Consider the following 16,159-nt stretch of genomic DNA (forward strand, 5'->3'; position numbering starts at 1 on the left):
GCCCGGCGGGGTCGTGAACCGGCATGTGCGGTCACGGCCCCGCCGGGCGTTCGTGCTGTTCCACCGCTCTCGAGGCGGCTGAGAGAACGTCGTCGAGCTGCTTGACCCCCGGTCGGCGCTCCACGATGCTGTGTTGCGACACATGAGATGTGTGCCGTAATGAGCAACATTCGCGTGGACATCTGATTCACGTCTCGACCAGCCGAGGAGTGGCCATGACGCACCAGGTCCGTGCTGTCGTCGCGCGGGGCAAGGGCGCCCCCGTCAGCCTGGAAACGATCATCGTGCCCGACCCGGGACCGGGTGAGGCGCTGGTGAACATCCAGGCCTGCGGGGTCTGCCACACCGATCTGCACTATCGCGAGGGCGGCATCAACGACGATTTCCCGTTCCTGCTGGGGCACGAGGCCGCGGGGATCGTGGAGTCGGTGGGGGAGGGGGTCATCGACGTCGCGCCCGGAGACTTCGTCGTCCTCAACTGGCGTGCGGTGTGCGGCCAGTGCCGGGCCTGTCTGCGCGGGCGGCCCTGGTACTGCTTCAACACCCACAACGCGAAGCAGAAGATGACCTTGTTGGACGGCACCGAGCTGTCTCCTGCCCTGGGCATCGGCGCGTTCGCGGAGAAGACGCTGGTCGCGGCCGGGCAGTGCACCAAGGTCGACCCGACCGCGTCGGCGGCCGCCGCCGGTCTGCTGGGGTGCGGTGTGATGGCGGGCATCGGCGCGGCCATCAACACCGGGAACGTGGGTCGGGGTGACTCGGTCGCCGTCATCGGCTGCGGCGGTGTCGGGGCCGCGGCGATCGCCGGGGCGAGCCTGGCGGGCGCGGCGAAGGTCATCGCTGTGGACATCGACGACCGCAAACTGGACACGGCCAGGAAGCTGGGCGCGACCCACACCGTCAACTCCAAGGACGCCGACGCGGTCGAGGCGATCCGCGAGCTGACGGGCGGATTCGGCGCCGACGTCGTCATCGAGGCGGTCGGCCGTCCAGAGACGTACAAGCAGGCGTTCTACGCCCGCGACCTCGCCGGCACGGTCGTCCTGGTGGGTGTGCCCACCCCGGAGATGAAGCTGGAACTGCCGCTGCTGGACGTCTTCGGCCGGGGCGGCTCCCTGAAGTCCTCCTGGTACGGCGACTGCCTGCCGAGCAGGGACTTCCCGATGCTCATCGACCTCTATCTCCAGGGCCGGCTGGACCTGGACGCCTTCGTCACGGAGACCATCGCGCTGGACGAGGTCGAGAAGGCCTTCGAGCGGATGCACCACGGCGACGTGCTGCGCTCGGTGGTGGTCCTCTGATGGCCGCCCGCATCGAACAGCTCGTCACCTCCGGGACGTTCTCGCTGGACGGCGGCACCTGGGACGTCGACAACAACGTCTGGATCGTCGGCGACGACACCGAGGCGATCGTCATCGACGCCGCACATGACGCCGAGGCCATTGCCCAGGCCGTCGGCGGCCGGCGCCTCACCGCGATCGTGTGCACCCACGCGCACAACGACCACATCGACGCCGCCCCCGCCCTGGCCGACCGCACCGGAGCCCCGGTCCTCCTCCACCCGGACGACCTGGCGCTGTGGAAGCAGACCCACCCCGACCGGGCGCCGGACGCCGAACTGACCGACGGCCAGGGCCTCACGGTGGCCGGTATCGAACTGACCGTGCTGCACACACCCGGTCACGCCCCCGGGGCGGTCTGCCTCTATGCGCCGGCCCTGGATGCGCTCTTCAGCGGCGACACCCTGTTCGCCGGCGGGCCGGGGGCGACAGGGCGGTCGTACAGCCATTTTCCGACCATCATCGAGTCCATCCGGGACCGGCTGCTGACGCTGCCGGGGAACACCGTCGTGCACACCGGACACGGTGATACGACGACCATCGCCGCTGAGACCCCGCACCTCCAGGAGTGGATCGACCGCGGCTTCTGACGCCGTCGGCGACCCTTGAGCGCCCGCCGTGTCGGCTCGCGGCCATCGCGAGCCGACACGGCGGGCTGCTGTTGTTTCATGTGAACCATGTTTCCTGTGACGCAACGAAATTCACCGCTCGGAGTGCCCTCTGCATGCCTTGACAAGGGTTCGGGGCGACCTCAGACTGATGTTGCGCTTACCGCAATCCGTTTCGCTATACGCACCGAGGTGTCATGATGATTCCCGCGTGCCGTCTCGAGGACCTCCCGCGAGGCGAGGCCCACCGGCTCGACATCGATCCGCCGGTTTCGGTGTTCCGCACCGACGACGGCGAACTCTTCGCCATCGACGACACCTGCACCCACCAGGACGCGTCGCTCGCTGACGGCTGGCTGGAGGGCTGCGAGGTGGAATGCCCGCTGCATGCTTCCAAGTTCGACCTGAGGACCGGCGCGGTCGACGCTCCGCCGGCCAAGCTCCCGGTCCGGACGCACGAGGTCGTCGTCGAGGACGGCGTGATCTACGTCCGCCTGTCCACCGAGGCGCCCAACCTGCCGCCCTGCATCTCGGCCCGGCTCGCCGGGGGTCCCGCGTGAGGACCGTCGCCGTGGTCGGCGCCTCACTGGCCGGCCTGTCGGCGGCGCGCTCACTGCGCAAGCAGGGCTACGACGGGCGGCTCTTCCTCATCGGGGACGAGCTCCACCGCCCGTACGACCGGCCCCCGCTGTCCAAGGAGTTCCTGGCCGGCACCCTCGGCGAGGCCGAACTCGCCCTGGAGACCGATGACGAGGACCTCGGGGCGGAGTGGCTGCTCGGCGTCCCCGCCACCGGACTCGACCACGCGCGGCGTGCCGTCCGGCTCGGCGACGGACGGGAGGTGCAGGCCGACGGGGTCGTCATCGCGACCGGCGCCGCAGCGCGCACCCTGCCCGGCTCCGAGGGGCTGGCCGGAGTGCACACGCTGCGCACTCTGGACGACGCCCGCGCCTTGCGGGACGAACTGGCCCGCGGCGGACGCCTGGTGGTGATCGGCGGCGGATTCATCGGCGCCGAGGTCGCCTCGACCGCGTACGCTCTCGGACTCGATGTGACCGTCGTGGAGGCGGCCCCGACACCGCTCGCCGGACCGCTCGGCGAGGCCATGGGTGCTGTCGTGTGCGCCCTCCACGCCGACCATGGCGTACGGCTGGAGTGCGGCGTGGGCGTCAAGGGGCTGAGCGGGGAGACCCGCGTCGACGCCGTCCTGCTGGAGGACGGCCGCAGCATCCCCGCCGACATCGTCGTGGTCGGGGTGGGCGCACGTCCGAACGTCGAGTGGCTGGAAGGCTCCGGCATCGCACTCGACAACGGCGTCACGTGCGGCGCCGACGGCCGTACCAGCCTGGCCGGCGTGGTCGCGGTCGGCGACTGCGCCAACTGGTACGACCCGCGCGCGGGTTTCCATCGCCGCGTCGAACACTGGACCGGCGCGCGTGAGCGCCCCGACGCCGCGATCGCCACGCTGCTGGCGGGCGGCGCGGTGGAACCGGGGGTGCCCCGGCCGCCGTACTTCTGGTCCGACCAGTACGGCGTGAAGATCCAGTTCGCCGGTCACGCGGCCGGCGCGGACAGCGTGTCCATCGAGGCGGGCGCCGCGGACGACCGCGACGTCCTGGCCGTCTACCGGCGGGCCGGGGACCCGGTCGCCGTGCTCGGGATGAACCAGCCCCGGCTGTTCATGCGCTGGCGCAAGCAACTCGCCGCCATCGCGTCACCGCCTGCATCGTGACCCCGCCTGCATCTTGACACCGCCCCAGCGGCATCCCATGCTGCGGTTGCACATAGCACGCAGCGTTGCTCCATGCACAACGCCGTCCGCGCTCTTCCCGGCGCGTGAATGACCCCTCCGCGACGTCCTCCCGAGGAGTGCACCGTGACCTCGACCAGCTTGCCGGACAGCCTGATCGCCACCCTCCCCGGCTCCTCCTACACGGATCCCGGGGTCTTCGCCCAGGAGCAGGAGCGCATCTTCGAGACCATGTGGTTCTGCGTGGCGCGCGCCTCCGAGTTGGCGAAGCCCGGTGCCTTCCGCACCGTCGACGTGGGGCGCGAGAGCATCCTCGTCACCCGGGCGAGGGACACCTCCATCCGTGCGTACTTCAACGTGTGCCGGCACCGCGGTGCCAAGCTCTGCACCGAGGAGACCGGTGAGGTCAAGCGGGCATTCCAGTGCCCCTACCACGCCTGGACGTACGACCTGAACGGCAAGCTCGTCGCGGCGCCCAACCTCACGAAGATGCCCGACGTCGGCCGTACCGAATACGGCCTGGTGAGCGTGGCCGTTCGCGAATGGCTCGGCTATGTCTGGGTCTGTCTCGCCGAGAACCCGCCCTCCTTCGAGGAGGACGTCATCGGCGAGGTCGTCGCCCGCCTCGGCGACGTCGAGTCGATCGAGCGCTACGGCATCGAGAACCTCTCCGTCGGCAAGCGCATCACGTACGACGTGAAGGCGAACTGGAAGCTCATCATCGAGAACTTCATGGAGTGCTACCACTGCGCCACCATCCACCCCGAACTCACCGAGGTGCTCCCGGAGTTCGCGGACGGTTACGCCGCCCAGTACTACGTGGGCCACGGCGCGGAGTTCGGTGAGGACGTCCAGGGCTTCACCGTCGACGGCTCCGAGGGCCTGGACCGCATCCCTGGCGTCGCCGAGGACCAGGACCGCCGTTACTACGCGATCACCGTCAAGCCCCAGGTGTTCATCAATCTCGTGCCCGACCACGTGATCTTCCACCGGATGTACCCGGTGTCCGTGGACCGCACGATCGTCGAGTGCGACTGGCTGTACCTGCCGCATGTCGTCGAGAGCGGCAAGGACGTCAGCCGGTCCGTGGAACTCTTCCATCGCGTCAACCAGCAGGACTTCGAAGCATGCGAGCGCACGCAGCCCGGCATGAGCTCCCGGATGTACGCCAAGGGCGGCGTGCTGGTGCCCAGCGAGCACCACATCGGCGCCTTCCACGACTGGGTCAGCGAGCGCCTGGGCACCGTCCAGGGGTGACTCAGCCCAGGTAGCCCATCCGGTGGCTGATCTCCTCGGCGCCCTTGAGCAGCACCGGGGCGAGCTCGTGCAGACGCTTCTCGGTGAACCGGTAGGCGGGACCGGACGCGCTGAGTGCCGCGATGACCTCGCCGTCCCGGTTGCGGACCGGCGCGGCCATGGCGTGCAGACCGATCTCCAGCTCCTCCAGGGTGAAGGCGTAGCCCCGCTCCCGCGCCTCGGCGAGGTTCTTCTCGAGCCTCGTCTTCGCGGTGATGGTGTGCGGGGTGACCTTCTTCAGGCCGGCGGCGGACAGCAGCGCGGCGCGCTCCTTCGCGGGCAGGTGGGCCAGCAGGATCTTGCCGCTCGACGTGGCGTGCAGCGGGGTCAGCTGGCCGACCCAGTTGTGCGCGGTGACCGCGCCCGGGCCGCGCACCTGGTACAGGTTGATCGCGTAGTGCTCCTGCATGACGGCGATGTTGACCGTCTCGCCGATCTCCTCGGCGAGGCGCTCGCAGACCGGGCGGCCCTGCTGGGTGATGTCGATGCGTCCGGTGACCGCGCCGGCCAGGCGGACGATGCCGAAGCCGAGCCGGTACTTGCCGCGCTCGCCGGCCTGCTCCACCAGGCCGCGCGCCTCCAGGGCACCGAGCAGGCGGAAGGCGGTGGACTTGTGGACGTCGATCTCGCCCGCCACCTCGCTGACGCCCACCTCGCCACGCTGGGCGAGGATCTCCAGGACGCTGATGGCGCGGTCCACCGACTGCACGCCGCCGGCCTGCGCATTCGACGTTTCTGTATCAGGGCTGTAGTTGCTCACAGTAAAACTATACGCGTAGTAAACAACGCCCCTGCAAGTAACAGGACCGAAACCAAGATGTTGGAAGTTGCGTGGTTCGCAACCTGGTGCGTATAACGCGACCGGGTCTAGCATGCCTCGCATATCTACGGCGCGAGCGAGACGAGGCACCATGGCTCCTGTGCAGTACGACTTCGTCATCGTCGGTGGCGGTTCGGCCGGCAGTGCGCTGGCGAACAGACTCTCCGCCGACCCGGCCAACCGGGTGCTGGTCCTGGAGGCCGGCCGGTCGGACTACCCGTGGGATGTGTTCATCCACATGCCCGCGGCGCTGACCTACCCGATCGGCAGCCGGTTCTACGACTGGAAGTACGAATCCGAGCCCGAGCCCCACATGGGCGGCCGGCGCATCTATCACGCCCGGGGCAAGGTGCTGGGCGGCTCCAGCAGCATCAACGGCATGATCTTCCAGCGCGGCAACCCCATGGACTACGAGCGCTGGGCGGCCGACCCGGGCATGGAGACCTGGGACTACTCCCACTGTCTGCCGTACTTCCGGCGGATGGAGAACTGTCTGGCGGCCGACCCGGACGACGAGTTCCGCGGTCACGACGGCCCGCTCGTGCTCGAACGCGGTCCGGCCACCAATCCCCTCTTCGGCGCCTTCCTCAAGGCCACGCAGGAGGCGGGCTACGCCCCCACGGACGACGTCAACGGCTACCGGCAGGAGGGCTTCGCCAAGTTCGACCGGAATGTCCATCGCGGACGCCGGCTGTCGGCCTCGAAGGCGTACCTCAAGCCCGCGATGAAGCGGCCGAACCTCACGGTCAGGACGCGCGCCCTCGTCACCCGCGTCCTCTTCGAGGGCAAGCGCGCCGTGGGTGTCGAGTTCCAGCGCGGCCGGGGCGCCCTCCAGCAGGTCCGTGCCAGGGAGGTCATCCTGTGCGGCGGCGCCATCAACTCCCCGCAGCTGCTGCAGCTCTCCGGTGTCGGCAACGCCGAGGAACTGCGTGCCCTCGGCATCGACGTCGTCCACGACCTCCCGGGCGTCGGCGAGAACATGCAGGACCACCTGGAGGTCTACGTCCAGTACGCCTGCAAGCAGCCCGTCTCCATGCAGCCGTACATGGCGAAGTGGCGCGCCCCCTTCATCGGCCTGCAGTGGCTGTTCAGGAAGGGTCCGGCGGCGACCAACCACTTCGAGGCCGGCGGCTTCGCCCGTAGCAACGAGGACGTCGACTACCCCAACCTGATGTTCCACTTCCTGCCCGTCGCGGTCCGCTACGACGGCTCATCACCCGCCGGTGACCACGGCTACCAGGTGCACGTCGGGCCCATGTACTCGGACGCGATCGGCTCCGTGAAGATCAAGAGCAAGGACCCGCGCCAGCACCCGGCGCTGCGCTTCAACTACCTCTCCACCGAGCAGGACCGCCGCGAGTGGGTCGAGGCGATCCGGGTGGCCCGCAAACTCCTCAACCAGCCCGCACTCGCCCCGTACAACGGCGGGGAGGTCTCACCGGGACCGTCGGTACAGACGGACGAGGAGATCCTCGCCTGGGTCGCCAAGGAGGGCGAGACCGCCCTGCATCCGTCCTGCACCTGCAAGATGGGCACCGACGAGATGTCCGTCGTCGACCCGACCAGCATGCGGGTGCACGGCACGGAGGGCCTGCGCGTGGTGGACGCGTCCGTCATGCCCTACGTCACCAACGGCAACATCTACGCTCCCGTCATGATGGTCGCCGAGAAGGCCGCCGACCTGATCCTCGGCAAGGAGCCGCTCGCGCCGTCGAAGGCCGCGTACTACCGCCACCGTGACGCCCAGAAGCAGACGGGGTAGGCGTTGGCCGCCGCAGGGCTCCGGGCACTGCTGGACAGCGTCCGCTACGAGGTACTGCCGGGGAAGGCGACCGAGGACAAGGTCCTCGCCCATGTACCGCGCGACGTCGTCGTCACCGTGACGGCGTCGCCGGTCAAGGGCCTGGATCCGACCCTCGACCTGACCGGCCGGCTCGCCGCGCACGGTTACCGGGTCGTCCCGCACGTGCCGGCGCGGCTGCTGCGGGACGACCTGCACCTCAAGGAGGTCGCGGGCCGGCTGCGCGAGGCGGGCGTGGACGACGTCTTCGTCCCGGCGGGTGACGCCGACCCGCCCGCCGGGGTCTACGACGGGGCGCTGCCGGTGCTGCGCAGGCTCAGCGAGCTGGGCAGACCCTTCGCGCACGTCGGCGTCACCGGCTACCCCGAAAGCCATCCCCTCATCCACGACGACGTCACCATCCAGGCGATGTGGGACAAGCGCGAGCACGCCACGTACCTCGTGAGCAACCTCTGTTTCGACCCGCGGGTGCTGGGGGAGTGGATCGTGCGCATCCGGCGCCGGGACGTCACCCTGCCCCTGTACGTGGGTGTCGCCGGTCCCGTTCAGCGGGCGAAGCTGCTGGCGATGGCCACGAAGATCGGGGTGGGGGAGTCGACGCGCTTCCTGGCGAAGCACGCCTCCTGGTTCGTGCGTTTCGCGGCACCCGGTGGGTATGCCCCCGAGAGGCTGCTGACCCGCACGCAGGAGGCGCTCACCGCACCCTCGGCGGGCGTGGCCGGCCTGCACCTGTTCACGTTCAACCAGATCGCCGAGACGGAGCGGTGGCGCCGCGCGCTGTTGGACCGGCTGGGCGGCTGAACCGGGAGAAGGATGGCAACGGACACCGACTGGCAGCTGACCCGAACCTTCACCAGCACGTCCGGTGACGTCCACTGGGACCGGCTCGGCCCTCCCGGCCGGCCCGCGGTCGTCCTTCTGCACGGGACGCCCTTCTCGTCGTACGTCTGGCGTGCCGTCGCCCGCTCGCTCGCCCGCGACCATCAGGTGTTCTTCTGGGACATGCCCGGCTACGGAACCTCGCAGATGGCCGCGGGCCAGGACGTGTCCCTCGCCGCCCAGGGACGCGTCTTCACCGAGCTCCTGGGCCACTGGGGACTGGCGGATCCGCTCGTCGTCGCCCACGACTTCGGCGGCGCCGTCGCGCTGCGGGCCCACCTGCTGCACGGCGTTTGCTACCGGGCCCTCGCGCTGGTCGATCCGGTGGCGCTGGCGCCGTGGGGGTCCCCGTTCTTCCGGCTGGTCGGTGAGCACCCCCACGTCTTCGAGCGGTTACCGCCCGCACTCCACCGTGCCCTGGTGCGTGAGTACGTCGGTTCCGCCAGCAGCCCGGGCCTGCATCCCGCGGTGCTCGACCGGCTCGTCGCCCCCTGGCTGGACGGCCCCGGCCAGGCGGCCTTCTACCGGCAGATCTCCCAGGCCGACCAGCGGTACACCGACGAGATCCAGAGCCGGTACGGCGGGATCGGCGTCCCCACGCTCGTCTGCTGGGGCGAGGACGACACCTGGATCCCAGTGGCGAAGGGGCGCGAGCTCGCCGCTCTCGTCCCTGGCGCGCGCTTCGAACCGATCGCCGGCGCGGGTCACCTCGTCCAGGAGGACGCCCCCGCGGAGCTCACGGCCGCGCTCATCGCCTTCCTCCAGCAGCCGCGGTGACCGCCCAGCGGTACGCCCGGGGCCGTATACGGTGGGGGCGGGACATACGACGGGGGCGGGACCGCAATCCGGTCCGCCCCCGTGTGCATGCTGCTCAGCGGAAGACCACCGTGCGGTTGCCGTCCACCATCACGCGGCTTTCGCTGTGCCACTTCACCGCGTGCGCGAGCACCTGTGCCTCGACGTCCCGTCCGACCGTGACCAGGTCGCCGGGGTCGAGGGAATGGTCCACCCGGACCACGTCCTGCTCGATGATCTGGCCCTCGTCCAGGTCCGGTGTCACATAGTGCGCCGTCGCGCCGACGAGCTTCACTCCGCGCCGGTAGGCCTGCTCGTAGGGGCGTGCGCCCTTGAAACTGGGGAGGAAAGAGTGGTGGATGTTGATGGCGCGGCCGTCCAGCTCCTTGCACAGGTCGTCGGAGAGGACCTGCATATAGCGGGCCAGCACCACCAGGTCGATGTCCAGCTCGCGCACGAGCTCCAGCAGCCGGGCCTCGGCCTCGGGCTTGGTCTCCTTGGTCACCGGGATGTGGTGGAAGGGGATGCCGTACGTCTCCGCGAGTCCCTCGAAGTCCCGGTGGTTGGAGACGATCGCGGGGATCTCGATGTTGAGGGCGCCGGTGCGGCGGCGGAAGAGCAGGTCGTTCAGGCAGTGGCCGAACTTGGACACCATGATCAGTGTCCGGGTCGGTGTGGCGGCCTCCCTCAGGGTCCAGGAGATGCCGTAGGCCTGGGCCACCGGGCCGAACCGGTAACGCAGTTGTTCCAGACCGGCGTTCGGATCGGAAACGTCGAAATGGACCCTCATGAAGAAACGGCCCTGGAGCCGATCGTCGAACTGCTGGCTCTCCAGGATGTTGCCGGAGTTCCTGACGAGAAAGCCGCTCACTGCGTGGACCAGTCCGGCGCTGTCGGGACAGGAGAGAGTGAGGACGTACTCACGGCCAGGTTGCGGTCGAGGGGACATAAGCGGCCTCCGTTGGTGCGTAATGCACAACATGGTGAGCGATACGCAACATGGTCGGCGGGTCGACGCTTGCGGTCAAGGGTGGCCGGGTAAGTGATCGCATGGCCAAATCGTCACCGGTCAACCTCTTGACGTCTGTCTGGGCATTCGCCAGGGTGTTCCACCACAAGCAATCGGGTGCGCGATGCGCAACGAATTTCGGTTGAAAGGCTCGGCGCGTGGCAGACCTGTACGTGGATGGCGAATGGCGGGACCCGGTGGCCGGCGGGCACCGGGAGATCCGATGTCCCGCTGACGGCACGCTCGCGGCGACCGTATCGGAGGCGACCCGCCCCGACACCGAGGCGGCGATCGCCGCGGCCCGCCGGGCCTTCGACGAGGGGCCCTGGCCGAACACCTCCGAGCGGGAGCGCGGCGCGCTGCTGCTGCGCACCGCCGACCTGATCGAGCGCGACGCCAAGGAATTCGCCCGCGCCGAGTCCCTGGACACCGGCAAGCGGCTGGTGGAGAGCGAGTACGACATCGCCGACGTCGTCTCCTGCTTCCGCTACTACGGCGGGCTCGGCGGCACCGACGCAGGCAGGGTGATCGACACCGGCCGGGACGACGCCGTCAGCCGCGTCGAGTACGAGCCGGTCGGGGTGTGCGGACTGATAACTCCCTGGAACTACCCGCTGCTGCAGGCCAGTTGGAAGGTCGCCCCCGCGCTCCTCGCCGGCAACACGATTGTCCTCAAGCCCAGCGAGCTGACCCCCTCCACCTCGATCCTGCTGATGAAGGCACTGGAGGAGGCAGGGCTTCCGGCCGGCGCCGCCAATCTCGTCCTGGGAACCGGGCCCGAGGTGGGCGCACCCCTCTCCGAGCACCCCGCTGTCGACATGGTCTCCTTCACCGGGGGCCTGGAGACCGGCAAGCGCATCATGGCCACCGCCGCCGCGACCGTGAAGAAGGTCGCGCTGGAGCTCGGCGGCAAGAACCCCAACGTCGTCTTCGCCGACGCCGACTTCGAGACGGCCGTGGACTTCGCCCTCACGGCCGTCTTCCTGCACTCGGGACAGGTCTGCTCGGCCGGGGCCCGCCTCATCGTCGAGGACTGTCTGCACGACCGCTTCGTCGACGAGGTGGTCCGCCGGGCCCGGCAGATCCGCCTCGGCGGCCCCTTCGACCCCGATGCCGAGACAGGGGCGCTGATCTCCGCACAGCACCTGGCGAAGGTCGAGGCGTACGTCGCGGCCGGCCTCGCCGAAGGCGCCGTGCTGCGCTGCGGTGGCGCACGGCCCGACGACCCGGCGCTGGCGAACGGCCACTACTACCCGCCGACCGTGCTCGACGAGTGCCGGCAGGACATGCGCGTGGTGCACGAGGAGTCGTTCGGGCCCGTGCTCACGGTGGAGCGCTTCACCGACGAGGACGACGCTGTACGCATCGCCAACGACACCCAGTACGGACTCGCCGGAGCCGTGTGGACGCAGGACGCCGGCAAGGCCCAGCGGGTCGCCCGGCGGCTGCGCCACGGCACGGTGTGGATCAACGACTACCACCCTTATGTGCCGCAAGCGGAATGGGGTGGCTTCGGGCACTCGGGCGTGGGCCGGGAGCTGGGACCGACCGGCCTGAACGAGTACCGAGAGCCCAAACACATCTGGCAGAACATCCAACCCCGGCCGCAGCACTGGTTCCGCGGCTGAACGCCGAAAGAAGGTCGACCGTGACCACACAGACCGAGGTGCCGCAGCGGCGCGGCACGCCCCAGGACTCGGGCTCCACCCCGGTCATCTCCGTGCGCAGGCTGTGGAAGGTGTTCGGGCCGAAGGCCGACCAGGTGCCGGACTCCGAGGAGTTGTGCGGGCTCACCCGCCGCGAGCTCATGGACCGCACCGGATGCACCGCTGCCGTACGCGACGTCCACTTCGACGTCTCCCCCGGCGAGGTCTTCGTCGTGATGGGCCTGTCCGGATCGGGCAAGTCCACGCTGGTGCGATGTCTGACCCGGCTGATCGAACCCACCGCCGGTGAGGTCGTCTTCGAGGGTGAGGACATCCGTCAGGCGGACGACAGGCGGCTGCGCGACCTGCGTCGCCGTAAGTTCTCCATGGTCTTCCAGCACTTCGGTCTGTTGCCCCACCGCCGTGTCGTGGACAACGTGGCGTTCGGTCTGGAGATCCGGGGCATGGGCAGGGCCGAGCGCACCAGGCGGGCCCAGGAGGTCGTCGAGCTGGTCGGCCTCGCGGGCTACGAGAACTCCTATCCCGACCAGCTGTCGGGCGGTATGCAGCAGCGCGTGGGCCTGGCCCGGGCGCTGGCCGGTGATCCGGACGTGCTCTTCTTCGACGAGCCGTTCTCGGCGCTCGACCCGCTGATCCGCCGTGACATGCAGAACGAGGTCATCCGCCTGCACCACGAGGTCGGCAAGACGATGGTGTTCATCACCCACGACCTCTCCGAGGCCCTCAAACTGGGCGACCGCATCCTCATCATGCGCGACGGCAAGATGGTCCAGTGCGGCACGGGCGACGAGTTGGTGGGCGCCCCGGCCGACGACTACGTGCGCGAGTTCGTCAAGGACGTGCCCCGCGGCGACGTGCTCACCCTGCGGTGGATCATGCGCCCGCGGGAGGACGGCGACGAACTGGACGGTCCCGAGCTGGGTCCCGACGTCGTGGTGAAGGAGGCCACCCGGGCGGTCCTCGCGGCCGACAGGCCGGTCAAGGTCGTCGAGAACGGCAGGCTGCTCGGCATCGTCGGCGACGAGGAGATCCTCGCGGTGGTCGCCGGACAGGAAGGCGGCGCGTGATGACCGTCGCCGTCGAGAAACCCGAGAAGACACAGGCAGCCGAGCCGGCTGCTCCTGTCCAAGAGACACGCAAGATCAGCCGGTCCATGGTGGTCGGCGCCATCCTGGTCGTCTGGCTGGTGCTGTTCCTCGTCCTGCGCGGCAAGCAGACCCTCGCCCTGGCGGCGGCCGACCTCACCGATCTGCACCGGTGGATCAACGACGTCAACGACTCCATCGGGGCCAACCGCAACTCCAACCCGCTCTTCCTGTACTTCTTCAACGAGATCCGGCTGGTCATCGACCACCTGGTGATCTTCATCCAGGAGCTGATCTCCCAGCCGACCGGCGCCCGCCCGGTCCCGCAGATCGGCTGGCTCGGTGTCGTCGGCATCGCCGGTTACATTTCCTGGGCCGTGGGCAACTGGCGGGTCGCGCTGCTGGCGGTGGCCGGGTTCACCTTCATGGGACTGCAGGGCCTGTGGCAGGAGAGCATGGACACCCTGGCGCTCATCCCGTGCGCCGTGTTCGTGGCGCTGCTGTTCGCGCTCCCGCTGGGTGTGTGGGCGGGGCTGTCCGACCGGTTCAACCGGATCATGACGCCGTTCCTGGACTTCATGCAGACGATGCCGACCTTCGTCTACCTGGCCCCGCTGACCCTGTTCTTCCTCATCGGCGGCGCCTCCGCCACCATCGCCACCGTCATCTACGCGGCCCCTCCGGCGATCCGGATCACCGCGCACGCCATCCGGAACGTGCCCGCCACGACAGTCGAGGCGGCCGACTCACTGGGCGCCACACGCCGGCAGTCGCTGCTGAAGGTCCTGCTGCCGATGTCCAAGCGGACCGTGGTGATGGGCGTCAACCAGACCATCATGGCCGCCCTGGCCATGGTGACCATCGCAGCCCTGATCAACGCGCCCGGCCTCGGCGCGGTCGTCGTCCAGGCACTTCAGTCGCTCGACGTCGGCACGGCCTTCAACGCGGGTCTCGCCATCGTCGTCATGGCGATCGTCCTGGACCGGGTCACGACCGCGGCCGCCGCACGGGAAGAGAATGCACGGCGTTCGAAGAACCGCTTGGTGACGTGGCGGCGGCCCCTGCTGGGAGCCGGCGCGGCGGTCACCGCGGTCCTGATCTACCTGTCGCACACCTACCTGTGGGCGGCCGAGTTCCCCGGCGACGGCACCATCGGCAGCCACATCGCGAGCGCCGCGGACAGCGGGACCACCTGGGCGCAGGACAACCTGTCCGGTCTCACCAACGCGATCCGCGACGCCATTACCAACGGCCTGCTCAACCCGTTCCAGACGCTGGTCACCGACTCCCCGTGGTGGCTCGTCGGCGCGGTGCTGATCGCGCTGGGCGTGGTGCTCGGCGGCTGGAAGTCCGGGGGCACCACGGCCGTGTGCGTGGGCCTGCTGGTCGGCACCGGCGTGTGGTCGGATGCCATGACGACGCTCGCGTCGACACTCGTCGCGACGGTGCTCGTGATGGTGCTCGGCATTGTCTTCGGCGTGTGGATGGGACGCAGTCCGCTCGTGGACCGGTTGATCCGGCCCAGCCTGGACGCGGCCCAGGTCATGCCGCCGTTCGTCTATCTCGTGCCGTTCCTCGCGCTGTTCGGGCCCACGCGCTTCACGGCCATCGTCGCCGCGATCGTCTACGGAGCGCCCGTCGCGATGAAGATCATCGCGGACGGGATCCGGGCCGTGCCCGAGACCACCGTGGAGGCGGCCACCTCCGCCGGGTGCAGCACCTGGCAGGTCATCACCAAGGTCCAGCTGCCGATGGCACGCAGCGCCCTGACCCTCGCGACCAACCAGGGCCTGATCTACGTGCTGTCGATGGTTGTGGTGGGCGGCCTGGTAGGCGCGGGCGCCCTCGGCTACGACGTCGTGGCCGGCTTCTCGCAGGGTCAGTTGTTCGGGAAGGGGCTCGCCGCCGGGCTCGCCATCGTCCTTCTCGGAGTCATGTTCGACCGGATCACTCAGGCAGCGGCGCGGCGTACCAGCGCGTAAGGAGTTCACTGACCATGGCAAGGCAAGCAACACAGTGGAGAGTCGGCGCGGCCGGCATAGCGGTCCTCGGCCTCACCCTCACCGCCTGCGGCGGTGCGAAGGTCGGTGACAGCTCCGCGGGTGCCGGCAGCGACGGCAAATGCGGCACCTTCAACCTCGCGGTCAACCCGTGGGTGGGCTACGAGGCGGACGCGGCGGTCGTCGCCTACGTCGCGGAACACGATCTCGGCTGCAAGGTCAACCAGAAGGACCTGAAGGAGGAGATCGCCTGGCAGGGCTTCGGGACGGGCGAGGTGGACGCCGTCCTGGAGAACTGGGGTCACGACGACCTGAAGAAGAAGTACATCACCGACCAGAAGACCGCCGTCTCGGCCGGCTCGACCGGCAACAAGGGCGTCATCGGCTGGTACGTACCGCCGTGGCTGGCGAAGGCCCACCCGGACATCACCGACTGGAAGAACCTCAACAAGTACGCGGCGAACTTCAAGACCTCCGAGTCGGGCGGCAAGGGTCAGCTCCTCGACGGTGACCCGTCGTACGTCACCAACGACGAGGCGTTGGTGAAGAACCTGAAGCTGGACTTCAAGGTGGTGTACGCGGGCAGCGAGACCGCCCTCATCCAGGCCTACCGGGACGCCGAGAAGAACAAGAAGTGGGTGATCGGCTACTTCTACGAGCCGCAGTGGTTCCTGTCCGAGGTGCCGCTGGTGAAGGTCAAGCTGCCCGAGTACAAGGAGGGTTGCGACGCCGACGCGGAGAAGGTCGCGTGCGACTACCCGGTGTACGACCTGGACAAGATCGTCAGCGCCAAGTTCGCCAAGTCGGGCAGCCCCGCCTATGACCTGGTGAAGAACTTCAACTGGACGAACGACGACCAGAACACCGTGGCCAAGTACATCGCGGTGGACAAGATGAAGCCCGAGGCGGCGGCCAAGAAGTGGGTCGAGGCCAACCGCGACAAGGTGGACGCCTGGATCAAGTAGGGCCTTCACGGATGCCCGGTGGGCGGTGCGCACGGACGCGCACCGCCCACCGGGCATTGCTGTTTTCCGAGCCGTTCTCCGACGTCACCGGACCTCTTGACACCCACCTGCACGGCAGGCACATTGAGTTGCGCAACCTGAATC

General features: G+C 69.0%; 14 protein-coding genes. 12 read left to right on the forward strand and 2 right to left on the reverse strand.

Features of this window, described 5'->3' with window-relative positions; genetic code table 11:
- Positions 1-215 precede the first annotated feature (215 nt).
- From ACFPZJ_RS26540 to ACFPZJ_RS26560, 5 genes are all read left to right on the forward strand, one after another.
- Positions 216-1,301, forward strand: a complete 1,086-nt coding sequence (locus tag ACFPZJ_RS26540) for an S-(hydroxymethyl)mycothiol dehydrogenase (RefSeq protein ID WP_381026408.1) — start codon at positions 216-218, stop codon at positions 1,299-1,301.
- The gene (locus ACFPZJ_RS26545) at positions 1,301-1,930 is read left to right on the forward strand and encodes an MBL fold metallo-hydrolase (RefSeq protein WP_381026411.1); all 630 of its coding nucleotides are present in this window, start codon (positions 1,301-1,303) and stop codon (positions 1,928-1,930) included. Before ACFPZJ_RS26540 ends, ACFPZJ_RS26545 begins: the two co-directional genes overlap by 1 nt.
- Positions 1,931-2,145: 215 nt before the next feature.
- Positions 2,146-2,508, forward strand: coding sequence for a bifunctional 3-phenylpropionate/cinnamic acid dioxygenase ferredoxin subunit (locus ACFPZJ_RS26550; RefSeq protein WP_381026414.1), 363 nt, complete (start codon positions 2,146-2,148; stop codon positions 2,506-2,508).
- The gene (locus tag ACFPZJ_RS26555; RefSeq protein WP_381026416.1) at positions 2,505-3,680 is read left to right on the forward strand and encodes an NAD(P)/FAD-dependent oxidoreductase; all 1,176 of its coding nucleotides are present in this window, start codon (positions 2,505-2,507) and stop codon (positions 3,678-3,680) included. Before ACFPZJ_RS26550 ends, ACFPZJ_RS26555 begins: the two co-directional genes overlap by 4 nt.
- A gap of 144 nt (positions 3,681-3,824) precedes the next feature.
- Positions 3,825-4,955, forward strand: a complete 1,131-nt coding sequence (locus ACFPZJ_RS26560; protein WP_381026419.1) for an aromatic ring-hydroxylating oxygenase subunit alpha — start codon at positions 3,825-3,827, stop codon at positions 4,953-4,955.
- Position 4,956: 1 nt separating this feature from the next.
- On the opposite strand, the gene ACFPZJ_RS26565 is transcribed toward ACFPZJ_RS26560, so the two are convergent.
- Positions 4,957-5,703 (reverse strand): IclR family transcriptional regulator, encoded by a 747-nt coding sequence (locus tag ACFPZJ_RS26565; protein WP_381026698.1) that lies wholly within the window; start codon positions 5,701-5,703, stop codon positions 4,957-4,959.
- 202 nt (positions 5,704-5,905) lie between these two features.
- On the opposite strand from ACFPZJ_RS26565, the gene betA reads away from it, so the two are divergent.
- The 3 genes from betA to ACFPZJ_RS26580 are packed head-to-tail and all read left to right on the forward strand — an operon-like array spanning position 5,906 to position 9,271.
- Positions 5,906-7,576: a choline dehydrogenase gene (betA, locus tag ACFPZJ_RS26570; protein WP_381026421.1), complete on the forward strand. Its 1,671-nt coding sequence runs from the start codon at positions 5,906-5,908 to the stop codon at positions 7,574-7,576.
- A 3-nt stretch (positions 7,577-7,579) separates the two neighbouring features.
- Positions 7,580-8,416 (forward strand): methylenetetrahydrofolate reductase, encoded by an 837-nt coding sequence (locus ACFPZJ_RS26575; RefSeq protein WP_381026424.1) that lies wholly within the window; start codon positions 7,580-7,582, stop codon positions 8,414-8,416.
- 12 nt (positions 8,417-8,428) lie between these two features.
- On the forward strand, positions 8,429-9,271 hold the full coding sequence (locus ACFPZJ_RS26580) for an alpha/beta fold hydrolase (RefSeq protein WP_381026427.1): 843 nt from the start codon (positions 8,429-8,431) through the stop codon (positions 9,269-9,271).
- 94 nt (positions 9,272-9,365) lie between these two features.
- Here ACFPZJ_RS26580 and purU read toward each other — a convergent pair whose 3' ends face one another.
- Positions 9,366-10,238, reverse strand: a complete 873-nt coding sequence (purU, locus tag ACFPZJ_RS26585) for a formyltetrahydrofolate deformylase (RefSeq protein ID WP_381026430.1) — start codon at positions 10,236-10,238, stop codon at positions 9,366-9,368.
- 218 nt (positions 10,239-10,456) lie between these two features.
- On the opposite strand from purU, the gene ACFPZJ_RS26590 reads away from it, so the two are divergent.
- From ACFPZJ_RS26590 to ACFPZJ_RS26605, 4 genes are read left to right on the forward strand one after another with little or no spacing between them, the layout of a single operon-like run.
- Positions 10,457-11,926: an aldehyde dehydrogenase family protein gene (locus ACFPZJ_RS26590; RefSeq protein ID WP_381026432.1), complete on the forward strand. Its 1,470-nt coding sequence runs from the start codon at positions 10,457-10,459 to the stop codon at positions 11,924-11,926.
- Positions 11,927-11,946: 20 nt separating this feature from the next.
- Complete coding sequence (locus ACFPZJ_RS26595; protein WP_381026434.1) at positions 11,947-13,032, forward strand: quaternary amine ABC transporter ATP-binding protein; 1,086 nt, start codon at positions 11,947-11,949, stop codon at positions 13,030-13,032.
- Positions 13,032-15,032: an ABC transporter permease gene (locus ACFPZJ_RS26600; protein ID WP_381026437.1), complete on the forward strand. Its 2,001-nt coding sequence runs from the start codon at positions 13,032-13,034 to the stop codon at positions 15,030-15,032. The genes ACFPZJ_RS26595 and ACFPZJ_RS26600 overlap by 1 nt, the downstream gene beginning before the upstream one ends.
- Before the next feature lie 14 nt (positions 15,033-15,046).
- Positions 15,047-16,015: an ABC transporter substrate-binding protein gene (locus tag ACFPZJ_RS26605; RefSeq protein WP_381026440.1), complete on the forward strand. Its 969-nt coding sequence runs from the start codon at positions 15,047-15,049 to the stop codon at positions 16,013-16,015.
- Positions 16,016-16,159: the final 144 nt, after the last annotated feature.

The sequence above is a fragment of the Streptomyces bullii genome (assembly GCF_042657145.1).
Taxonomy (GTDB): domain Bacteria; phylum Actinomycetota; class Actinomycetes; order Streptomycetales; family Streptomycetaceae; genus Streptomyces; species Streptomyces bullii.

Coding starts and splice junctions, on each gene's coding strand:
- ACFPZJ_RS26545 (WP_381026411.1), top strand. CDS start 1,301: ATGGCCGCCCGCATCGAACAGCTCGTCACCTCCGGGACGTTCTCGCTG.
- purU (WP_381026430.1), bottom strand. CDS start 10,238: ATGTCCCCTCGACCGCAACCTGGCCGTGAGTACGTCCTCACTCTCTCC.
- ACFPZJ_RS26580 (WP_381026427.1), top strand. CDS start 8,429: ATGGCAACGGACACCGACTGGCAGCTGACCCGAACCTTCACCAGCACG.
- betA (WP_381026421.1), top strand. CDS start 5,906: ATGGCTCCTGTGCAGTACGACTTCGTCATCGTCGGTGGCGGTTCGGCC.
- ACFPZJ_RS26600 (WP_381026437.1), top strand. CDS start 13,032: ATGACCGTCGCCGTCGAGAAACCCGAGAAGACACAGGCAGCCGAGCCG.
- ACFPZJ_RS26540 (WP_381026408.1), top strand. CDS start 216: ATGACGCACCAGGTCCGTGCTGTCGTCGCGCGGGGCAAGGGCGCCCCC.
- ACFPZJ_RS26550 (WP_381026414.1), top strand. CDS start 2,146: ATGATGATTCCCGCGTGCCGTCTCGAGGACCTCCCGCGAGGCGAGGCC.
- ACFPZJ_RS26605 (WP_381026440.1), top strand. CDS start 15,047: ATGGCAAGGCAAGCAACACAGTGGAGAGTCGGCGCGGCCGGCATAGCG.